The organism is Caballeronia sp. GAWG1-1 (genome assembly GCF_023631465.1).
GTDB lineage: Bacteria > Pseudomonadota > Gammaproteobacteria > Burkholderiales > Burkholderiaceae > Caballeronia.
Genome location: NZ_JALQDB010000034.1, coordinates 116,207 through 133,327 on the forward strand (window position 1 = coordinate 116,207; position 17,121 = coordinate 133,327).

Genomic DNA, 17,121 nt, shown 5'->3' on the forward strand with positions numbered 1-17,121 from the left:
GCTTGCCGCTTCCCCGTCCGATGCTTTATATAGTGAGTGGCCGCGTCGTTTGCGAATGGACGCACTCCACGCACCGAACAGTTCGACGGAGCTTCGACATGGTTCGTCTCGTGATGATTCTTCTCGGCGTGGACTATCTGCGCACGCGCTGGCGCGAAGTCATGGTGCTCGGCTTTCTGAGCATCGCGCTGGGCGGAGTCATTTTCGTCGATGCCCTCGACGGCTCGCTGTACTTTCCCATCATCCCGTTCGCGCTCGCCTTGCTGCTCGAAGGACTCGCCACGCTTGCGGTTGCATGGACCGGCATGGGCGGGCAACGCACGCTGCGCTACGTTAAGGGCGCGGCGTTCTCTTTGTCGGCGCTGCTCGTGCTGATCGGCGGCGAGCGCGGCAACTTCGTGCTGTCGCTCATCTTCGGCACGCTCTTTCTCGTGGATGGCGCGTTGCAGATCGTCTCCGCGCGCGTGGTCCGCTATCGCCGCTGGAAGCTCGCGATGGCAGGCGGCGTGTTCGAGATCGCCATCGCCATTTTCTTCTACCAGCCGTATCCGGATTACTACGCGGGCACGGTGGCTTATTGCGTGGCGTTCGGCCTTTTCTTCGGTGGATGGAACATGCTGCTGCTCGCCTCGCGCGTGCGGCGTCTCGCGCGCAACCCCGCAGCCGATGACGCCGCGGCCGCCGCAGCTGCATCGCAGGCGTCCGTGCAGGCGGCACGCACGCCGGTCGCGGGCGTCGTCTGGGACGGCCCTCCCGGACCCGACGAAGCCGCCTTGACCGTGCATGTATGGACGCCGGTCGGCACCGCGAAGATGCAGCCGCGCAGGCAGTTGATCATCGACCGGTACATTGCCGCCGTCGACCGCAACGGCACCATCTCGACCGGCCATGCCGCGCTCGAAACGCCCGAGGGCGTGTATATCAGCCTGTATCCGGCGGTGGAGATAGACCGCTCGCCGGACGAGTTCTCGCGCCTCTTGCGTGCGACCCGCGATAACGATGTGCCCGGCATGTTTCAACCCGACTACGCGACCGAATCGAAAGCATGGTGCCCGTCGACGCAACAGGTACGCATCCGCAATTACGATCCCGAAAGGCTCGCGCGCTTCTGGCAGGAATATCAGCGCGACACGACCTACAACCTCACGTATCGCAACTGTTCGAGCACCGTGGCGCGCGCGCTCGAAGCGGCCATCGAAGGCGCATCGGCGCGTGTGTGGGGCAAGCGCGGCGGGTGGAATCCGCTCGTGCGCATCATGACGACGCCCGAGCTATGGGTGGCGGCGCAAGTGCGCAAGCGCGCGGCGACCATGGCGTGGACGCCGGGCCTGACGCTCGACTACGCGCGCGCGCTCAGCATGCTGGCCGATCCGCGCCGTTCGGGCTGGGTGAAGATGGCGCGCATTGCGCTGGCGACGATGTATCGATCGCGTCAGCGCTGGCGTGCGGAAGAAGAGGCGGCGCAAGACGCCGCCGCGCAAGCCGGGCAAGTGAAGGAACCGGGCTGAACGCCAACCTTCAAAGCGTCATGCCGCCCGCTACCTCGATCACCGCGCCGTTGACGTAACTGGCTTCGTCGCTTGCGAGGAACGCATAGACATTCGCGACTTCCTCGGGCTTGCCGAGACGGCCGAGCGGCACATCGGCGCGCATCTTTTCTAGCACTTCGGCGGGGATGGTCGCGAGAATCGGGGTATCGACGAAACCGGGTGCAACCGCATTCACGCGGATGCCCTTCGGCCCGAGTTCACGGCTCCACGTTTTCGTGAAACCGATCACGCCGAACTTCGCCGCCGCGTAATTGGTCTGCCCGAAATTGCCGTAGATGCCGACCACCGAACTCGCATTCAGGATCACGCCCGAACCTTGCGCGATCATGCCATCGACCACGGCCTGGCTCGCGTGAAAGACGGCGCGCAGATTCACGTCGATGACATCGTCGAATTGCTTGAGCGTCATTTTCTGCAGGCGTGCGTCACGCGTGATGCCCGCATTGTTCACGAGCACGTCGATGCGCTTGTAGCGGTCGCGCACCGTCGCCACCATCTCGTCGACGCGCTCGCGATCCGACATATCGACGCAGAATGCGCTCGCTTCGGCGCCCGCTTGCCGACACGCTTCGACCACCGCTCCCAGCGCTTCCGCATTGCGGTCACATGCCGCGACGATCGCGCCTTCCTGCGCGAACTTGAGTGCCGTGGCCGCGCCGATGCCCTGCGCCGCGCCCGTGATGATCGCTACTTTTCCTTTCAGTCTCATTCGTTCGAACCTTGTTTTAAGGGAAAAATTAAAGTTATTTCGACGATGAATCGGGCACGCCGTACCCCGCCAGAAAGAGATCCACCGCCGCTTCCGCCACCCGCTTCTGCTCGCGCTTGGACAAGGGCGATTGACCCATCGTGACCTGCGGCCAGAACGCGAATCCCTTGACGATGCCATGCAACTGCTGCGCCGCGAACGCCGGGTCCGACGCCACATTCAGGCGGCCATCGGCGGCGGCGGCGCGTATCCATCGCATCAAGTCTTCCTCACGCTCGCCAAGCTTGCCGACCATTTCCCGCGCGCGCTCGGGCGAATGAATGCCCTCCGCAATCGCCACTCGCGCAAGCGATAAAAACGCGGCGTCGTTCAACAGATTCAACTTGCGCGCAAGCAGGTCGAGCAACTGCGCACGCAACGGCGATCGAGGGTCGTAGGCAGGAGCGTCGTCGGACTGGCTTGCGGTCCACAACTGATGGAGGATCGCCGCGAACAGCGCGTCCTTGCCGTCGAAATGGTTGTAGACCGTTCTCTTCGATACCCCCGCGCGCGCCGCGATGCGGTCCATGCTCGTGGCGTCATAACCCGAGGCGATGAATTCCTCCACCGCCGCGCTCACGATGGCGGCGCGTTTGCGGTCGGTCAGACGAGGTTGGTCAGCGTTCGATTCCATCAGGCAATTTTACACTGAGCGGTTTACTTTCATCTCGAAAATAAACTACACTGGGCAGTCTACTTTCCTGCTGCACCAACCGGATGCCATTTGCCATGACGTCGATTACCGCCTCGATCAGCCGCGCGCTCGGACTCACCGCAGCCAGGCGCGGACGCGAACTGTCGCATACGTCGCCGCAGCACGACGGCGAGCGCTTTCGCAATGTCAAGCCGCGTCCGGCCGAGGGCATGGGCAAGACCTTGCGCATCATGTGGAACATGATCGTCAACAAGCCGCGCGGCACCGCGCCCGTAGAGCCGCCGGCCGTGCTGACACTGACGCGCGCGCAACTCGATGCCGCGCCGGACCGCAGCCTCTTTCGCCTCGGCCACTCCACGCTGCTCTTCAAACTGCGCGGCGAGTTCTGGCTGACCGATCCGGTGTTCGGCGAGCGCGCATCGCCGTTCCGCAATGTCGGGCCGAAGCGTTTTCATGCGCCGCCCATCGCGCTTGCCGACCTGCCGCCGTTGCGCGGCGTGATCCTTTCACACGATCACTACGACCATCTCGACCGCGAGACCGTGCTTGCGCTCGCCGCGACGACGGACGTGTTTCTGACGCCGCTCGGCGTGGGCGACAGGCTGATCGAATGGGGCATCGACGCGAGCAAGGTGCGCCAGCTCGACTGGTGGCAAAGCGTGGAGCTAGACGGCCTCGCATTCACCGCGACGCCCGCTCAGCACTTTTCCGGCCGCAGTCTCTTCGACGGCAACAGCACATTGTGGGCGTCGTGGGTGATCGTCGATGACGCCTTGCGCGTGTTCTTTAGCGGCGATACCGGCTATTTCGATGGATTTCGGACCATCGGCGAGCGGCTCGGACCGTTCGATGTCGCGTTCATCGAAACCGGCGCCTACGACGCGCAGTGGCCCTACGTGCACATGCAGCCCGAGGAGACCGTCCAGGCGCACGTGGACTTGCGCGGCCGCTGGCTCGTGCCCATTCACAACGGCACGTTCGATCTGGCGATGCATCGCTGGCAGGAACCGTTCGAGCGCGTGACGGGGCTCGCGCTTGCACGGGGTATCGCGCTGGCGACGCCGCGCATGGGCGAGCGGCTGAATCTGGTCGAGCCGCATCGCGGTGATAAGTGGTGGCGCGAAGTGCCGGAAGTCGAGACGGTGAAGACAGGATGGCGGTGGTGCGCGGGACGTGAGTCTTCGTGATGCTCGTTGCCGCAGCGGTTGTCGCTTCGCATGGCGTTGAAGCGCATCTGTTCTAAAAGGAATAAGGCCGGGATATCACTCCCGGCCTTTGCGCTTACTGCGCCATCGCGCCCGAAGCCGCGTGATCCTTGCTCATCTTGTCGTGCTTCTTCATCTTGTCGCCCTTGCCCATCGAGTCATGCGACATCGCGTCCTTGCTCATGGAATCGTGAGACATGCTGTCCTTGCTCATCGAGCCCTGCGCCATCGTATCGCTTGCCTGCGCGTATGCGGCCGTCGTGCCGATTGCAAGGACCGCGGTGAAAACTGCCGTCATCAATTGCTTCATGCTACTTCTCCTTGAGTGAGTGAGGTTGAGTCTTTTGCTCCGGCCAAAGCCGGATTTCAACGAGCGGCGATCATGAACCGCCGAACCAGTTGTAGCCCTGGTCGACCCAATAGCCGCCGGGATACGTGTTCGTGACGAAGATCTCGACGATATGCTTCGGGTTCTTGTAGCCGAGCTTGGTCGGCATGCGAAGCTTCATCGGATAACCGTATTTCGCCGGCAAGCGTTCGCCGTCGTAATCGAAAGTGAGCAGTGTCTGCGGATGCAGCGCCGTCGGCATGTCGATGCTCTCGTAGTAGTCGTCCGCACAACGAAAACCGACGTACTTCGCCGTCGTATCCGCGCCGGCGCGACGCAGGAACTCCGAGAACGGCGTGCCGCCCCAACGTCCTATGGCGCTCCAGCCTTCCACGCAGATATGGCGCGTGATCTGTTCGGCATGCGGCAGCGCGTAAAGCTGCGGCAAGGTCCATACGCGCTGCCCCGCCACGAGCCCGCTCACCTTCAGCCGATAGTCGCTGCCATTCACGCTCGGTACGTCGTCGATTCCGTAGAACGCGTTGAATGGAAACGGCCGCGTGATTTGCGCTTCCGTGTAGGTCGGTGCGAGCCGCGCGGGATCGAATAGCGCGCCTTGCACGCGGTCGTTGAGCCGCGATACCGCAGTCAGGAATGTGTTCACCGAGTCGTCGTCGGTGATCGAGCAGCCGGTGAGCATCGCCAGTCCGCCGAGCGACAACAGGCGCTTGCCGAAAAGACGCCGCGACGGCATATCGAGTTCGCGCCGCGCATCCGCGAGAATCGATGCACGATCGAGCGTCATGATGCTTCTGTCCTTGGGTTTCATCGTGGAGTCTCGTATCGGTTCAACGGCCGCGCAGCATGGTCAGAAGCGAACGCGGCACGAGTGCGACCATCGCCACATGGACGACGATGAACGCCGCCATCACCGCCATCGCGCAGAAATGGACGACGCGCGCCCGGTCATAGCCGCCCATGAGTTCGCGCAGCAGCGGAAACTGCACCGACTTCCATATCGCGAGCCCTGAGAGCACGAGCACCATCAGATCGATCACGACGACGAGATACGCGAGCTTCTGCACCGCGTTGTACTGGCGCAAGTCGCCATGCGAGAGCTTGCCGGTAAGCGCCGCGACCAGGTCACGCCATACGGCGCGTGGCGACACTGGGAAGAACCTGGCGAGGAAACGGCCGCTCGCGAGATTGAGTATCAGATAGAAGATGCCGTTGAAGAACAGCAGCCATATTGCCGCGAAATGCCATTGCAACGCGCCACCGAGCCAGCCGCCAAGGGTGATCGATGGCGGAATGACGAAGCCGGGAAAGACGGGCGATGCGTCGTAGATGCGCCATCCCGAGAACAGCATGATGAAAGCGGCAAAGGCATTGAGCCAGTGCGAGACGCGCAGCCAGAGCGGATGCACGGGTTCAGAAGGCTGATCGACAAGAGTGGTTTGCATGATCGTTCGGGGCGCCACGCGGTTGTGTTCCGAGTAATTCGCCGCCAACGCGCCGCCGGTTACAGCGACACATCATTTTTATCGATGCAAAGAAACTGTAACCACGGGACGCTTTGCAACGAACTACCCAGGTCGACCCTTCCACTACACGACGATGACGATGAACACCGACGGCACGTTGCACGCAATCAGCGCCAATGTTGCGACGCATCTTGGCTTCGGCTATTCTGGATCGACCGATCCAGAACGTGAACGTGACCGCGCGGCCACGCAGCGCAATGCGGAATCGCCCATTCGTCGCCTCGTCAACACAGGACCCATCTTGCATGACGCGGAACACCGCCTGAAGGCTCTGTTCGTGCTCGGCCTGGACGGCGAGCAGACTGCCTACCGCGAATTCCTGCAGGCGCTGACGCGGCATTTGCGGGCTTATCTGCGCAAACGTATTCCGCAGCATCGCGAAGATGTCGAAGACCTCGTGCAGGAAATCCTGCTCGCCGTGCACAATGCGCGGCATACGTATCGGCCGGACGAACCGCTCACGGCGTGGGTGCATGCCATTGCCCGCTACAAGCTGACGGACTTCTTCCGCTCGCGCTCGCGTCACGAATCGCTGAACGACCCGCTCGACGACCATACCGACCTCTTCGCGCTCAGCGACGACGAACCCGCGCGCGCTCGTCACGACATCGGCAAGTTACTCGAACATCTTCCTGACAAGCAGCGCTTGCCTATCGTTCATGTCAAGCTCGAAGGCCTTTCCGTCACCGAAACGGCGCGCATCACGGGGCTGTCCGAGTCGGCGGTGAAGGTGGGCGTGCATCGCGGCCTGAAGGCACTTGCCGCGCGCATCCGGGGTATCCGATGAAAACCGATGACCTGATCGATCTCCTCTCGAATGGTGCAACGCGCGTCGATCGCGCGGCCATTGCACGACGCTTCGGCGAGGCGTTGCCGCTCGGTGTGCTCGGCTCCGTCGTGTTAATGCTGATGGTCTATGGAATGCGGCCCGACTTGCGCAGCGTCGCGGGCACCGCGATGTTCTGGGCGAAGATCGCATTTCCCTCGTGCGTCGGCATCGGCGCGTTGCTCGCCGTGACGCGGCTCGGCAGGCCGGGTGCGCGCGCGGGTCATGCGTGGGCGCTCGTGGTGCTGCCTTTCGTCGTCGTGTGGGTCGCCGGGGCGTTCGTCCTCGCGGCCGCGCTTCCCGTGGACCGCGCGCCGCTCGTTCTTGGGCATTCGTGGCGCAGTTGTCCGTTCAATATCACACTGCTATCGTTGCCGACGTTTCCGGCCGTGTTTTGGGCCGTCAAAGGGCTTGCACCCACACGTTTGCGGCTCGCTGGCGCGGTCGCGGGCTTACTCGCAAGCTCGCTCGCCACGCTGGCGTATTGCCTGCATTGCCCGGAGATGAGCCCCGCGTTCTGGAGCGTGTGGTATGCCATCGGCATGCTCATGCCTGCCGCTATCGGCGCATGGCTCGGGCCGCGCTTGCTGCGTTGGTGATAAGACGTCGGGCTTGCTCGCTGCGCTCGCCGTGCTTTCGTGCGTGCGTGAATGGAGCGCCGGTCATTCCAAGCCATCTTTCGTTTCGATCGAAAGATCCGCAACCGGCAAGTTGGCGCAAGCAGGCAAATGGGTCAAGCGCTTTGCGCTATGCTGACGGACCATTCATCGCGAGGATCGACTATGAAAACGGCGTTCAAGGCGGCATGTCTGGCAATGGCGGCCATGCCGCTTTTCTGTTCCGCACAGACCAGTTGCGACTCGAAGCGCGCCTCGATCGAAGAGGAAATTACCTATGCGCGTGCGCATGGCAATGCGAGTCGTATAGATGGCCTGGAAACCGCACTTGGCAAACTGAACGCCAATTGCACGGAAGCGTCCTTACGCAACGAGAGCCAGCGCAAGGTCGCATCCGCGCAAAAGAAGCTCGCCGAACGCGAGCACGATCTGCAGAAAGCGAAGACCGAAGGCAAGAGCGCGAAGAAGATCGCGGAGCGCCAGCGCAAGGTGGATGAAGCGCACGCGGAACTCGCGCGTGCGCAGACCGAAGCGGCGCCTTGAAACTTCAGCGCGAGGAAACGAGTTTCCCGATCACCGCCAGCAGCGAGACCGAGCCCTTGCGGACACGCTCCACCGGGCCTTCGAAGTCGATCCAGCCTTCGTTGAAGCCGTCGAGCATGCGCATGCGCGGCGTGGGATGCTGCATGCCCTGACTCACGAATAACGCTTCCCACTGTTCGCGCGGCACGGCTTGCGCGCGCACCGGCTTACCGAGCGTCTGCGCGAACGCCGCTGCGATATCGTTTGGGCTGACGCGTTGCGGGCCTTCGAGTTCGACATACCGCACACCACTCCATTCCTCTTGGAGCAAGGCGGCGGCGGTGCGGCCGACGTCTTCCGTGGCAATCATCGGGATGGCGCGATCGAGCGGCTGCAGGAACGAATGGACGATGCCCTCGGCGCGCGCCGTATCGACGTCCCATTCGCTGTTTTCCATGAACCAGCCCGGACGCAGAAAGGTCACGGGAATCGGCTGTTTGCTCAACGCTTCTTCCATCAGCGTGCGTTGCGAGAGCAGATTGCTTTCTTTCGCCTGCGCACCGATGGTCGACAGACAAACGATCTTCTTCGGCTTCGCTAGCGCGATAGCGGCGACGATCGCATCGATCACTTCGCGCGCGCTCGCAAAACCGGGCGCCGGATCGAAATCCGAGGGCGGAAGAATGAACACGCCCGTCGCGCCTTCGAACGCATCCGCGAGCGCTCGCGCATCCGTCATGTCGGCGAGCGCTACCTCGCAGCCGCGCGCCTTCCACGCGTCGCCCTTCTTTGCATCGCGCACGACCGCGCGGACCGTCTGACCCGCGTCGAGCAATGCCTTGGCGAGCGCGCCGCCTACCTTTCCGCTGATTCCCGTGATGACGTACATGATCGACTCTCCGTGTTCGTTATGAAACGATGAGTCGAATGGTAGAGCGCGTATTCGATGCTAAAAATGGCTTTGAGGTTATTGGATTGATGACGCCGCGTTATGTCCGCCGTTCAACCTTCGCTACCCGCCTTCACCCGCTTGCGCGCAGGCGCGTTCTTCTTGAGCTTGGTCTGGTTATAAGCGATAGCCGCGCGCACGAGCGCCTTCAAAGCGCGGGCATCGACCTTGTCGCCTTCAAGATAGTCGATGGCGCGTCGCGCGTTTCCTTCGAGGCCCGCGTTGAAGAGCTGGTCCGGATCGGCAATACCCGCGCCGTGCGCGAAGGTCAGCTTCACCTTACCCTTGTGCGCGTTGGCCACCGCGATCATGCCGTCGCACGACCAGACCGGGCTGCCCATCCACTTCCATTCCTCGATGATGCGCGGGTCCGCCGAGAGAACCACGCGGCGAATGTCCGCGAACGTCTCGCCGCGCCAGTCGGTGATTCCCGCGATCAATTCGTCGATCTGTTCCGATGCATTCATGAGTGCTCCATGTCTTCTTTTCATGCACCGAGTGATGGTACTGCACAGGGTCTCGCCGTCCCGCGAATCCGCGCACGCGCCACAAAAAAACGCCTCGGCGGTCTTTCGACTCGCAGAGGCGTCTTCCACTCTCAGGTCATGCACGAAGCACCCGCCGATGCCGCCCAGCAAATCAGGACGAAACCGACTGGCCGCGTGCGACGCGTTCGCGTGCCGACGCCGCCGAGCGCGAGCGCGCCGTGCGTTTGCGCAGCCAGATCATCAGGCCAGTCGCGCTGAGAATCGCCACCATGACGCCGACGCAGCTGATGAGCACGCGTCCGGTCACGCCAATGATGCGTCCCGAGTGCAACGGAAACTGCGCCTGCATGAAGATGTCGCCGGCCGACCCGCGTCCAGGAATCGACGATCCGGCGAGCTTGCCGGTGTAGCCGTTGTAGTAAAGCCAGGCGTTGCCGAGACCGCCGTCGCCGTGATCGTTGCCCGGAGCGAAGAAGCCGACGCCGTAAGCTTGCATCGCCGGAAGGTAATACAGCGCGCCGGGCGGTGCGGCGATATCGAGGCGCTTTGCATCCGCGACGGCGTTCGCGAGGACGCTTTCGGCCGGCAACGCCGTGCTGCCCTTGGGCGCCGCGCGCGTGAGTTCCGGGTTATCGAACATGGTCGGCGCGAGCGGCGAGAGGCGCGAGACGAGCGGACGCACGACCGGATCGCCGAGATTCATCGATATCGAAGTAATGGCGACCATCAGCAGCAAGCCCCAGATCCAGACGCCGCCCGACCGATGCAGATCGAACGTGAGCGCATAACCGCCGCGCCTAAAGCGAAACGCGAAGGACTTGCGCCATGCCTTGACGCTCGGAAACGACAGCACGAGCGCGATGCCGCTGTCGAAGAACCACAAAATCCCGACGATGCCGAGCAGCCACGTTCCCGTATCGATGCCGCCGAGCACCGGCAGATGCAACGTGTAATGCAGTTTGTAGAGGAACGGCATCAGATCGATACGCGCCAGCGACACCGTGCCCCACAGCCGCTTGCCCTGAATGACGCCCGTTGCCGGATCGACCGCGACCTGACTGTAATCGACATCGAATGGCGCACCCGTTGCCAGGTTCGTGCGCGGCGTGACGAGCATCTGCAGCGTGTGGCCGGGTTCGGCGCCGAGTTGCAGATACGTCACCTGAACGCGCGGATCGGCGGCTTCGACCTTATGCGCGAGTTCGAGCGCCGGCAACGCGGCGCCTTCCGTGCGCGCGTAAAACAACGCCGGATTGAGCCACGCGTCGATTTCGTGATCCCACGCGATCACCGCGCCGGTGAGACCGGACACGAACAAAAAGAGCGCTGTCGCGACGCCGAGCCATCGATGGAGCCGAACCAGAACGGGCCGCACGTCAGCACGCCTTCGGAAGATCATTCAACGCAATTGCCAACATGCCAGCGACGCTCGTCAAATAAGAATGGTTCGCATTCTACGGCTCGCGCATGGTATCAATCAAGGTTTTTGTAAGCTGTTGTTGCATTCAGCATGGGCTTGTTTGCACTTGATGGAGACATCGGCCATGCAGCACGAACAGCGCGAGCGCACCCGCATGAACTAGAATCCGCGCAGCACGAACCCACTTTCCAGCGCATTTCTCAATGAACGAGCCTTTCGACGAAGCCGCGCGCGATGCCGTTTATCGTGCAATCCACGAACGGCGCGACATGCGCCACTTCACGCGCGAACCGGTCGCGCAAGACGCGTTGAAGCGTATCGTCGATGCCGCGCTGTGTGCGCCGAGCGTCGGCTTCATGCAGCCTTGGCGCATGCTGCGCATCACATGCGATGCAACGCGCGAAGCGCTTCACGCTATCGTCGAACGGGAACGTGTCGCCACCGCCGATGCCCTCGGCGAGCGTCGCGAAGCTTTCATGGCGCTCAAGGTGGAAGGCATGCGCGAGTGCGCGGAAATCATCGTGATGGCGCTCATGGACGGACGCGAGGCGCACGTCTTCGGCCGGCGCACCTTGCCGCAGATGGATCTCGCGTCGGTGGCGTGCGCCATCCAGAACATGTGGCTTGCGGCGCGCGTGGAAGGCATCGGCATGGGATGGGTCTCCATATTCGATCCCGACGACGTCGCCGACCTGCTCGGCATGCCGGAAGGCGCGCAGCCAGTCGCGATTCTCTGCTTGGGACATGTCGAGCGCTTTTACGACGAACCCATGCTCGAAACCGAAGGCTGGGCCAAGCGCCGTACCCGCAAGGAATGCGTGTTCGAGAACCGCTGGCCGGCGGCATCGGATCAAAGCTGATGCCTGGACCGCGCGTTGCGCACTACAAGTGACGCGGCGGCGCGGTGATCCTTCACATCAATCGAGTGAGTTTGGCGGCGATTGGCGAACGATTGGCGCATCCGTCGGACGGCATCGCGCGTACCAATCTGATACGCGGTGGTCCGATGCACGCTGTCCGCCATATTCGCCAGACGATTCAAGGAGGATCACGCTCTCATGCTCCGCTACGCAGACCGCATTACGTTTATTGGCGCGGGTGTCATCGTGCTGTCCTTGCTGGCCGTCAACCTGCTGCCCAAGCAGGACCGACGCAGCGACGACAGGACGAACATGATGTCGCGCGACCGCGGCGCAGTCGTGCGCGGCAGCGTGCGCGAGGAAACGCCGGAGCCTGCAAAGGCGCCTGTCGTAGCCGTCGCCGATGCGCGTCCCGAAACCGCGACCGCAACGGCAACCGCACCCGAAATTACACGCGATGAACCCGCGCCCAGGCCGGTTGCACAGGCAGAACCGGCGCGCGTGCATCGCGCACAGAAGCGGGCATTGGAAACCAGAAAGACTGCGCGCGAAAAGCATCGCGGTAACCATGCCGTCGCGCAAACCCGCGTAGCGCCGCCTGAAGCCGCGGCGGTGCGCGCGCCTGTGCCGCCCGTGCAACGCGCGCCGCTCGAATCCGCAGCCGCGAATACGCTCGATAAACCCGCGCGCGCTCCGGCCACGGATGCGCCCATGCCAGTAGCCGCGAAACCAAGCCCGGTTGCTAACGCGGCGCCGGCTTACGTCGTATCGACTCAGGCGCCGAAAACGCGCGCCGAAGTGCAGGACGAGTTGCGCCGGGCGCGCATGAACGGCAACTTGCCTCGCTTCGGCAATCCCGATCCTTACGGTCCCGGCGGCACGCCGAGCGCGACGGCGCCCTAACCGGCGTCAGCGCTTTTCGACTTCGATGGCCTTCGCATAACCCGTCAGTTCGAGATAGCCGCGCCCCCGTTGAGCGGGCGCGGAACCCGTCCCCGTCAGGGTCACCGCGCCCTCCCAGTAAAGCGCGCCGGTGGAATCGCGTGAGTCGAGTTCCTGATCGTCGATGAGCGGTGCGAGCTGCCATTGCAGCGCGCCAACGCGCACCTTCATCGCCACTGGATACGTCGTGCCCGTGTGCGGCGAGCGCCATTGACGTTGCGGCGTGAAGTCGACGTCGGCGGGGCCGTATTGTGTCGCGTGTCCGGCGGCATCGCGTAATGCGGCATGCGCCCAGATCGCGTGGCCGTCACGGCTGCGCACCTTGAAGGCCATGAGTGCGGAGCCGTCGTCGAGATTCGCGCCGAGCCAGTCCCAGCCGGATGCATCCGACGAAAGCAGCGTGCTCGACCATTCGTGATCGAGCCAGGCCTTGCCGGTGACGGCGACCGTATCGCCTTTTTTCTCGGATGCCGACGGCCGCGTGACGCTTCCGCTAACGCTCAATTGCGGCTCGCTGTAGTAGTAGCTCGCCTGCGCGGGAAGCGGGCCCTTCTGCGAGTAGCCCGCATCGCCTTGCAGCATCGGCGGCTGCGTCGGCGCGAAGACGAGATGCAATGCGAAGCCGGCGGCATCGGCGCTGACGGTGTAGCGGCCGTCCGCTGCGCGCGTCATGCGCCATGAATCGAGCTTGACGTCGGTGTTGCCGTTTTTCGCGTAGGCGAGATCGAAGCCTTGTCGCGCGACGTTCTGATCGTGCACGAGGCGGCCGTGCGCGGGATCGCTCAGGGCGGCATGCGCGATGATGAGTTGCGATGGATCGAAAGCACTCGTTGGCTCGCCCTTGCCTGTCTTCGAACGGAAGAAGGTGATTTGGAAGCCCATCGGCTTGTGATCGGGTGTTTCGAGCCAGCCGGTTGCGTACCACCATTCGGTGCGGTAAGCCGGGTGGGAGCCGGTGTCTTGGGGCCATTGGATGGAGTAGCCGGGGCTGACGGATGCGAATTGCCGATCGGCGGCGCTGGCTGTGTCGGACGTCTCCGTGGTGCTTGCCGCATTCGCCGCATCTGCCGCATCTGCCGCGCCTGCCCCATCTGCCGCATCTGCCGCGCCTGCGACGGTCGCCAAAAGCATCATCGTCGAAAGCAAAGACGCACGCATCACCAATCCTCCCGCACCGCGCGCACGGCATCGATGGACACCGCGCGTTTTCCCGCCAGCACCGCCGTCGCGCATGAAGAAGCGAGCATCACGCAGCCGATGATCGCGATCATTGACCAGGGCACATGCAGTGACATCGTCCAGTGAAACGACTGTGGATTGACGATGAACACGAGGATCAAACTGATCGCGAACCCAAGCACGCAACCCATCGCAATACCGAGCAAGGTAAGCAAGCCGCCTTCGCTTGCAAGCAGCGCCAGGATCTGCCCGCGCGTGACGCCGACATGCCGCAACATGCCGAACTCGCGAGCGCGCGCAAGTGTCTGCACCGAAAACGTCGCGCCCACGCCGAACAGGCCGATTACGATAGCCACGCCTTCCAGCAAATAAGTCACCGCGAAACTCCGGTCGAAGATGGTGAGCGTGCGCGCGCGGATGTCGCCCGGCTGCGAAAATTCGAGCGGGGCGCCGAACGGCAAGTGCTTGAGCGCGTCGATCACCTGTGCGGCCGGCACGCCCTTCGACAGCGTGATGCCGGCGTCGGTCGCGGTGGTGTCGCCCGTGATGCGGCGGTAATCGGCGAGCCGAATCTGCAACGCGCCCGTCTGCCGCACGTAGTCGCGCCAGATGCCCGCGATGACGAAACGCTCCTTCGCCGCGCCGACCGGCAACGCAATGCGCTCGCCGACCCGATAGCCATAAAGATCGACCGTCGCCTCCGACGCCCATACCGGCGTCTCGTTCGGTTGCCACGACGAAGGCGGCAGCACGGAACCCGTCATCTGCAACGTGGCGCCCGGATCGACGGCATCGATTTCGCGTGCAATCAGCACGATAGGCGGCTTCGCCGAATCGAGCGTCACCTGCGAGGTGCGCAAAAACGCCGCGTGTTCGATGCCCTTCGTCGCCGCGAGTTGCGCCTGCTCGGCCGGACGCAAGCCGCCCGTATCGCCGCTCGACGCCATGCGCACGTAGAGATCGGCGGAGAGCAGATGCATGAGCCAGTCTTCCACCGACACGCGAAAGCTCGCCACCATGATCGCCATCGCGACGATCAGCGTGAAGCTCGACAGTACGCCGCCCATGGCAATCGACGCCTGACCGGGCGCATTCGCAAGCCGCGCGAGCGCAAGCGTGGCGATCGTGCTGCGCGCGCGCGGCGCCTTATTCTTTCGCGATGCATAGCCGACGCTCGCCGCACGAAACACGATGGCCGTCAGACGCGGCATGAGCGCGATGCCGCCGACGAGCAGAAACGCGACGGCGAGATAACCGGCGATGGGGGCATCGAAGACAGGCGGCACTTGCGTCAGCACCACGCCGAGCGCAAGACAGATCAACGCCGGCCACGGCTTGCGCAGCGGCGTGAGCGCGGCTTCCTCGCTGCCCGCCTTGAGCGCGGGCGCGGGCCGCGCGCGCGCCGCTTCGAGCGCGGGAACGAGCGTCCCCGCCAGCGCCACGCCAATCCCGAGCGCAAGAAAGATGGCCGTCGCAAGCGGTTCGAAGCCGACTCGCGGCTGCACGCCCGGAAAGTAGCCGCCGCCCAGATCGCTGCCGAAAAAGCGCAGCGCCACCGCCGCCACCGCATAACCCAGCGCAATGCCGATGATCGCGCCCACCACGCCCAGCAATGCGCCTTCGAGCATGATCTGCCGCACGAGTTGCCTGCGCGTCATGCCGAGCACGCGCAACATCGCGAATTGCGCGCGGCGGCGCACGACGCCCGCCGCTTGCGTCGAAAACACCAGAAACGCGCCGGTAAAAAGCGCGACGAGCGCCAGCACGTTCATGTTGATGCGATACGCGCGCGAAAGCCGGTCGGTGCGGCTTTCGACATCGCGCGTCTGTCCGACGACAAAACGCGCTCCGAGCGACTGCTGCAGCTCGCGCTGGAAGGCGTCGCGATCGACACCGCGCGCGAGTTGCAGATCGACGCGCGACAGCTTGCCCGTCATATGGAAGCGCGTCTGCACCGCCGCAATGTCCATCACCGCGATGCGCTGTCCCGGCAATGCCCGCGCGATTCCGCCTGCCACCCGCAACGGCACCTTCTCGGTCCCGCTCAACAACGCAACCTTGCCACCGGCGCGCGCGCCGAGCCATTGCAATGCGGCGGTCGACAGAAAGATGGCATCGCCCGACAGCACGTCGAACGGCGCGTCGGCGGACGGCACGCCCGTGAGGTCCGGCGCGACGCGCTTGGCGCGGAACACATCGATGCCAAGCACCTTGAGCGGCGCATCGCGGCCGGGCACGGCGGCATCGACTTCGAGCACGGGACTCGCCATGACCACGCCTTCGTGCGCGGCGAGTTGCGGATAGATGTTTTCATCGACGAACGGCTGTGCGCCGCGTACCTGCAAGTCCGCCTGGCCGGACAGACTGCGCGCGGCGGCGGAAAACTCGTTGAACGCGGCGCTGTTGATGAGTTGCACCGCGTAGCCGAGCCCGACGCCAAGCGCGATAGTGAGTATGGCGACCAGCGCGCGGCCGCGATGACTGCGCCATTGCGCGCCGAGCAACCAGCGCGTGAGCGTGCGGGGCGCGGCGGCGAGCGCCGTCATTGGACGCGCGCTGCGTTGAACGCCGCGAGCGATTCCGCCTCGTGCAAGGTGCCGTCCGCGAGCACGAGCACGCGATCGGCAACCGCGGCGGCCGCTTCGGAATGCGTGACCATGATGGTCGCGGCGCCCGTCGATTTCGTTTCGTGGCGCAAGAGCGCGAGGATTTCGTGCGCCGTTTGCGGATCGAGATTGCCGGTGGGTTCATCGGCGAGAATGAGGCGCGGCCGATGCACCAACGCGCGCGCAATCGCCACGCGCTGCAACTCGCCGCCGGACAACTGTCGCGGCAAATCATCGTCGCGGCCCGCGAGACCGACAGCGGCGAGCATCGCGTTCGCGGGCGCGGGCGGCATGGCGTTGAGCAGCAGCGGCACGGCGACGTTTTGCGCGAGCGTGAGATGCGGCAGCACGTGAAACGCCTGAAAGACGAAGCCGAGTTTCTCGCGGCGCGTGCGCGTGGCGGCATCGTCGCTTTGGGTGGACATCGGCGCGCCATCGATCAGTACGTCGCCGCTGTCGGCGGTATCGAGACCGGCGATCAGATTCAGCAAAGTGGACTTGCCGACGCCCGAGTCGCCCATGATCGCGACGAACTCGCCCGATTCGAGGATGAAGTCGAGGCCCGCGAGCACGATGCGGCCGTTGCCGTAGGACTTGCTGAGGCGGCGGCATTCGAGTGCGGGAGCGATGGAGGGCATGAGGGCCAGGCGTGGGACGGTCGTTTCAAGGGGCAAGTAGTGTA

18 protein-coding genes are annotated in these 17,121 nt (G+C 63.9%); 7 read left to right on the forward strand and 11 right to left on the reverse strand.

Going from position 1 to position 17,121, the window contains the following annotated elements:
- Positions 1 to 98: 98 nt before the first annotated feature.
- The gene (locus tag NCT03_RS23800; protein ID WP_250494144.1) at positions 99 to 1,508 is read left to right on the forward strand and encodes an HdeD family acid-resistance protein; all 1,410 of its coding nucleotides are present in this window, start codon (positions 99 to 101) and stop codon (positions 1,506 to 1,508) included.
- A 10-nt stretch (positions 1,509 to 1,518) separates the two neighbouring features.
- On the opposite strand, the gene NCT03_RS23805 is transcribed toward NCT03_RS23800, so the two are convergent.
- Together NCT03_RS23805 and NCT03_RS23810 are read right to left on the reverse strand one after the other, a co-directional pair.
- The gene (locus tag NCT03_RS23805) at positions 1,519 to 2,259 is read right to left on the reverse strand and encodes a beta-ketoacyl-ACP reductase (protein WP_244830109.1); all 741 of its coding nucleotides are present in this window, start codon (positions 2,257 to 2,259) and stop codon (positions 1,519 to 1,521) included.
- A gap of 34 nt (positions 2,260 to 2,293) precedes the next feature.
- Positions 2,294 to 2,932, reverse strand: coding sequence for a TetR/AcrR family transcriptional regulator (locus NCT03_RS23810; RefSeq protein WP_250494145.1), 639 nt, complete (start codon positions 2,930 to 2,932; stop codon positions 2,294 to 2,296).
- Between the two features lie 95 nt (positions 2,933 to 3,027).
- On the opposite strand from NCT03_RS23810, the gene NCT03_RS23815 reads away from it, so the two are divergent.
- On the forward strand, positions 3,028 to 4,140 hold the full coding sequence (locus tag NCT03_RS23815) for an MBL fold metallo-hydrolase (RefSeq protein WP_250494146.1): 1,113 nt from the start codon (positions 3,028 to 3,030) through the stop codon (positions 4,138 to 4,140).
- Positions 4,141 to 4,234: 94 nt separating this feature from the next.
- On the opposite strand, the gene NCT03_RS23820 is transcribed toward NCT03_RS23815, so the two are convergent.
- The 3 genes from NCT03_RS23820 to NCT03_RS23830 form a co-directional block, all read right to left on the reverse strand.
- A complete protein-coding gene (locus NCT03_RS23820; protein WP_244830106.1) occupies positions 4,235 to 4,468 on the reverse strand; it encodes a pentapeptide MXKDX repeat protein in 234 nt (77 codons plus the stop codon).
- A 70-nt stretch (positions 4,469 to 4,538) separates the two neighbouring features.
- Positions 4,539 to 5,315 carry a molybdopterin-dependent oxidoreductase gene (locus NCT03_RS23825; RefSeq protein ID WP_250494147.1) on the reverse strand — a complete coding sequence of 259 codons (777 nt, stop codon included), beginning with the start codon at positions 5,313 to 5,315 and terminating at the stop codon, positions 4,539 to 4,541.
- 19 nt (positions 5,316 to 5,334) lie between these two features.
- The gene (locus NCT03_RS23830) at positions 5,335 to 5,949 is read right to left on the reverse strand and encodes a cytochrome b/b6 domain-containing protein (protein WP_250494148.1); all 615 of its coding nucleotides are present in this window, start codon (positions 5,947 to 5,949) and stop codon (positions 5,335 to 5,337) included.
- Between the two features lie 322 nt (positions 5,950 to 6,271).
- Between NCT03_RS23830 and NCT03_RS23835 the strand changes: the two genes are divergently transcribed.
- The 3 genes from NCT03_RS23835 (at position 6,272) to NCT03_RS23845 (ending at position 8,016) form a co-directional block, all read left to right on the forward strand.
- Positions 6,272 to 6,817, forward strand: a complete 546-nt coding sequence (locus NCT03_RS23835; RefSeq protein ID WP_250469490.1) for a sigma-70 family RNA polymerase sigma factor — start codon at positions 6,272 to 6,274, stop codon at positions 6,815 to 6,817.
- Positions 6,814 to 7,455: a DUF1109 domain-containing protein gene (locus NCT03_RS23840; RefSeq protein ID WP_250494149.1), complete on the forward strand. Its 642-nt coding sequence runs from the start codon at positions 6,814 to 6,816 to the stop codon at positions 7,453 to 7,455. Before NCT03_RS23835 ends, NCT03_RS23840 begins: the two co-directional genes overlap by 4 nt.
- 183 nt (positions 7,456 to 7,638) lie before the next feature.
- The gene (locus tag NCT03_RS23845) at positions 7,639 to 8,016 is read left to right on the forward strand and encodes a DUF1090 domain-containing protein (RefSeq protein ID WP_250468453.1); all 378 of its coding nucleotides are present in this window, start codon (positions 7,639 to 7,641) and stop codon (positions 8,014 to 8,016) included.
- 4 nt (positions 8,017 to 8,020) lie between these two features.
- Here NCT03_RS23845 and NCT03_RS23850 read toward each other — a convergent pair whose 3' ends face one another.
- From NCT03_RS23850 to NCT03_RS23860, 3 genes are all read right to left on the reverse strand, one after another.
- A complete protein-coding gene (locus tag NCT03_RS23850) occupies positions 8,021 to 8,884 on the reverse strand; it encodes an NmrA family NAD(P)-binding protein (RefSeq protein ID WP_250494150.1) in 864 nt (287 codons plus the stop codon).
- Between the two features lie 113 nt (positions 8,885 to 8,997).
- Positions 8,998 to 9,411, reverse strand: a complete 414-nt coding sequence (locus NCT03_RS23855; RefSeq protein WP_244830100.1) for a DUF1801 domain-containing protein — start codon at positions 9,409 to 9,411, stop codon at positions 8,998 to 9,000.
- Between the two features lie 172 nt (positions 9,412 to 9,583).
- Complete coding sequence (locus tag NCT03_RS23860; RefSeq protein WP_250494151.1) at positions 9,584 to 10,807, reverse strand: PepSY-associated TM helix domain-containing protein; 1,224 nt, start codon at positions 10,805 to 10,807, stop codon at positions 9,584 to 9,586.
- 248 nt (positions 10,808 to 11,055) lie between these two features.
- Here NCT03_RS23860 and bluB point away from each other — a divergent pair, with 248 nt between their 5' ends.
- Together bluB and NCT03_RS23870 are read left to right on the forward strand one after the other, a co-directional pair.
- Positions 11,056 to 11,712: a 5,6-dimethylbenzimidazole synthase gene (gene bluB, locus NCT03_RS23865; RefSeq protein ID WP_250494152.1), complete on the forward strand. Its 657-nt coding sequence runs from the start codon at positions 11,056 to 11,058 to the stop codon at positions 11,710 to 11,712.
- A 198-nt stretch (positions 11,713 to 11,910) separates the two neighbouring features.
- A complete protein-coding gene (locus tag NCT03_RS23870; RefSeq protein ID WP_250494153.1) occupies positions 11,911 to 12,615 on the forward strand; it encodes a DUF4148 domain-containing protein in 705 nt (234 codons plus the stop codon).
- A gap of 6 nt (positions 12,616 to 12,621) precedes the next feature.
- Here the strand turns inward: NCT03_RS23870 and NCT03_RS23875 are convergent, their stop codons facing one another.
- Genes NCT03_RS23875 through NCT03_RS23885 form a run of 3 tightly spaced genes read right to left on the reverse strand, consistent with a single transcriptional unit; the run spans position 12,622 to position 17,077 of the window.
- On the reverse strand, positions 12,622 to 13,812 hold the full coding sequence (locus NCT03_RS23875) for a lipocalin-like domain-containing protein (protein ID WP_250494154.1): 1,191 nt from the start codon (positions 13,810 to 13,812) through the stop codon (positions 12,622 to 12,624).
- Positions 13,812 to 16,379 (reverse strand): FtsX-like permease family protein, encoded by a 2,568-nt coding sequence (locus NCT03_RS23880; RefSeq protein ID WP_250494155.1) that lies wholly within the window; start codon positions 16,377 to 16,379, stop codon positions 13,812 to 13,814. The genes NCT03_RS23875 and NCT03_RS23880 overlap by 1 nt, the downstream gene beginning before the upstream one ends.
- On the reverse strand, positions 16,376 to 17,077 hold the full coding sequence (locus NCT03_RS23885) for an ABC transporter ATP-binding protein (protein ID WP_244830087.1): 702 nt from the start codon (positions 17,075 to 17,077) through the stop codon (positions 16,376 to 16,378). The genes NCT03_RS23880 and NCT03_RS23885 overlap by 4 nt, the downstream gene beginning before the upstream one ends.
- Between the last annotated feature and the right edge of the window lie 44 nt (positions 17,078 to 17,121).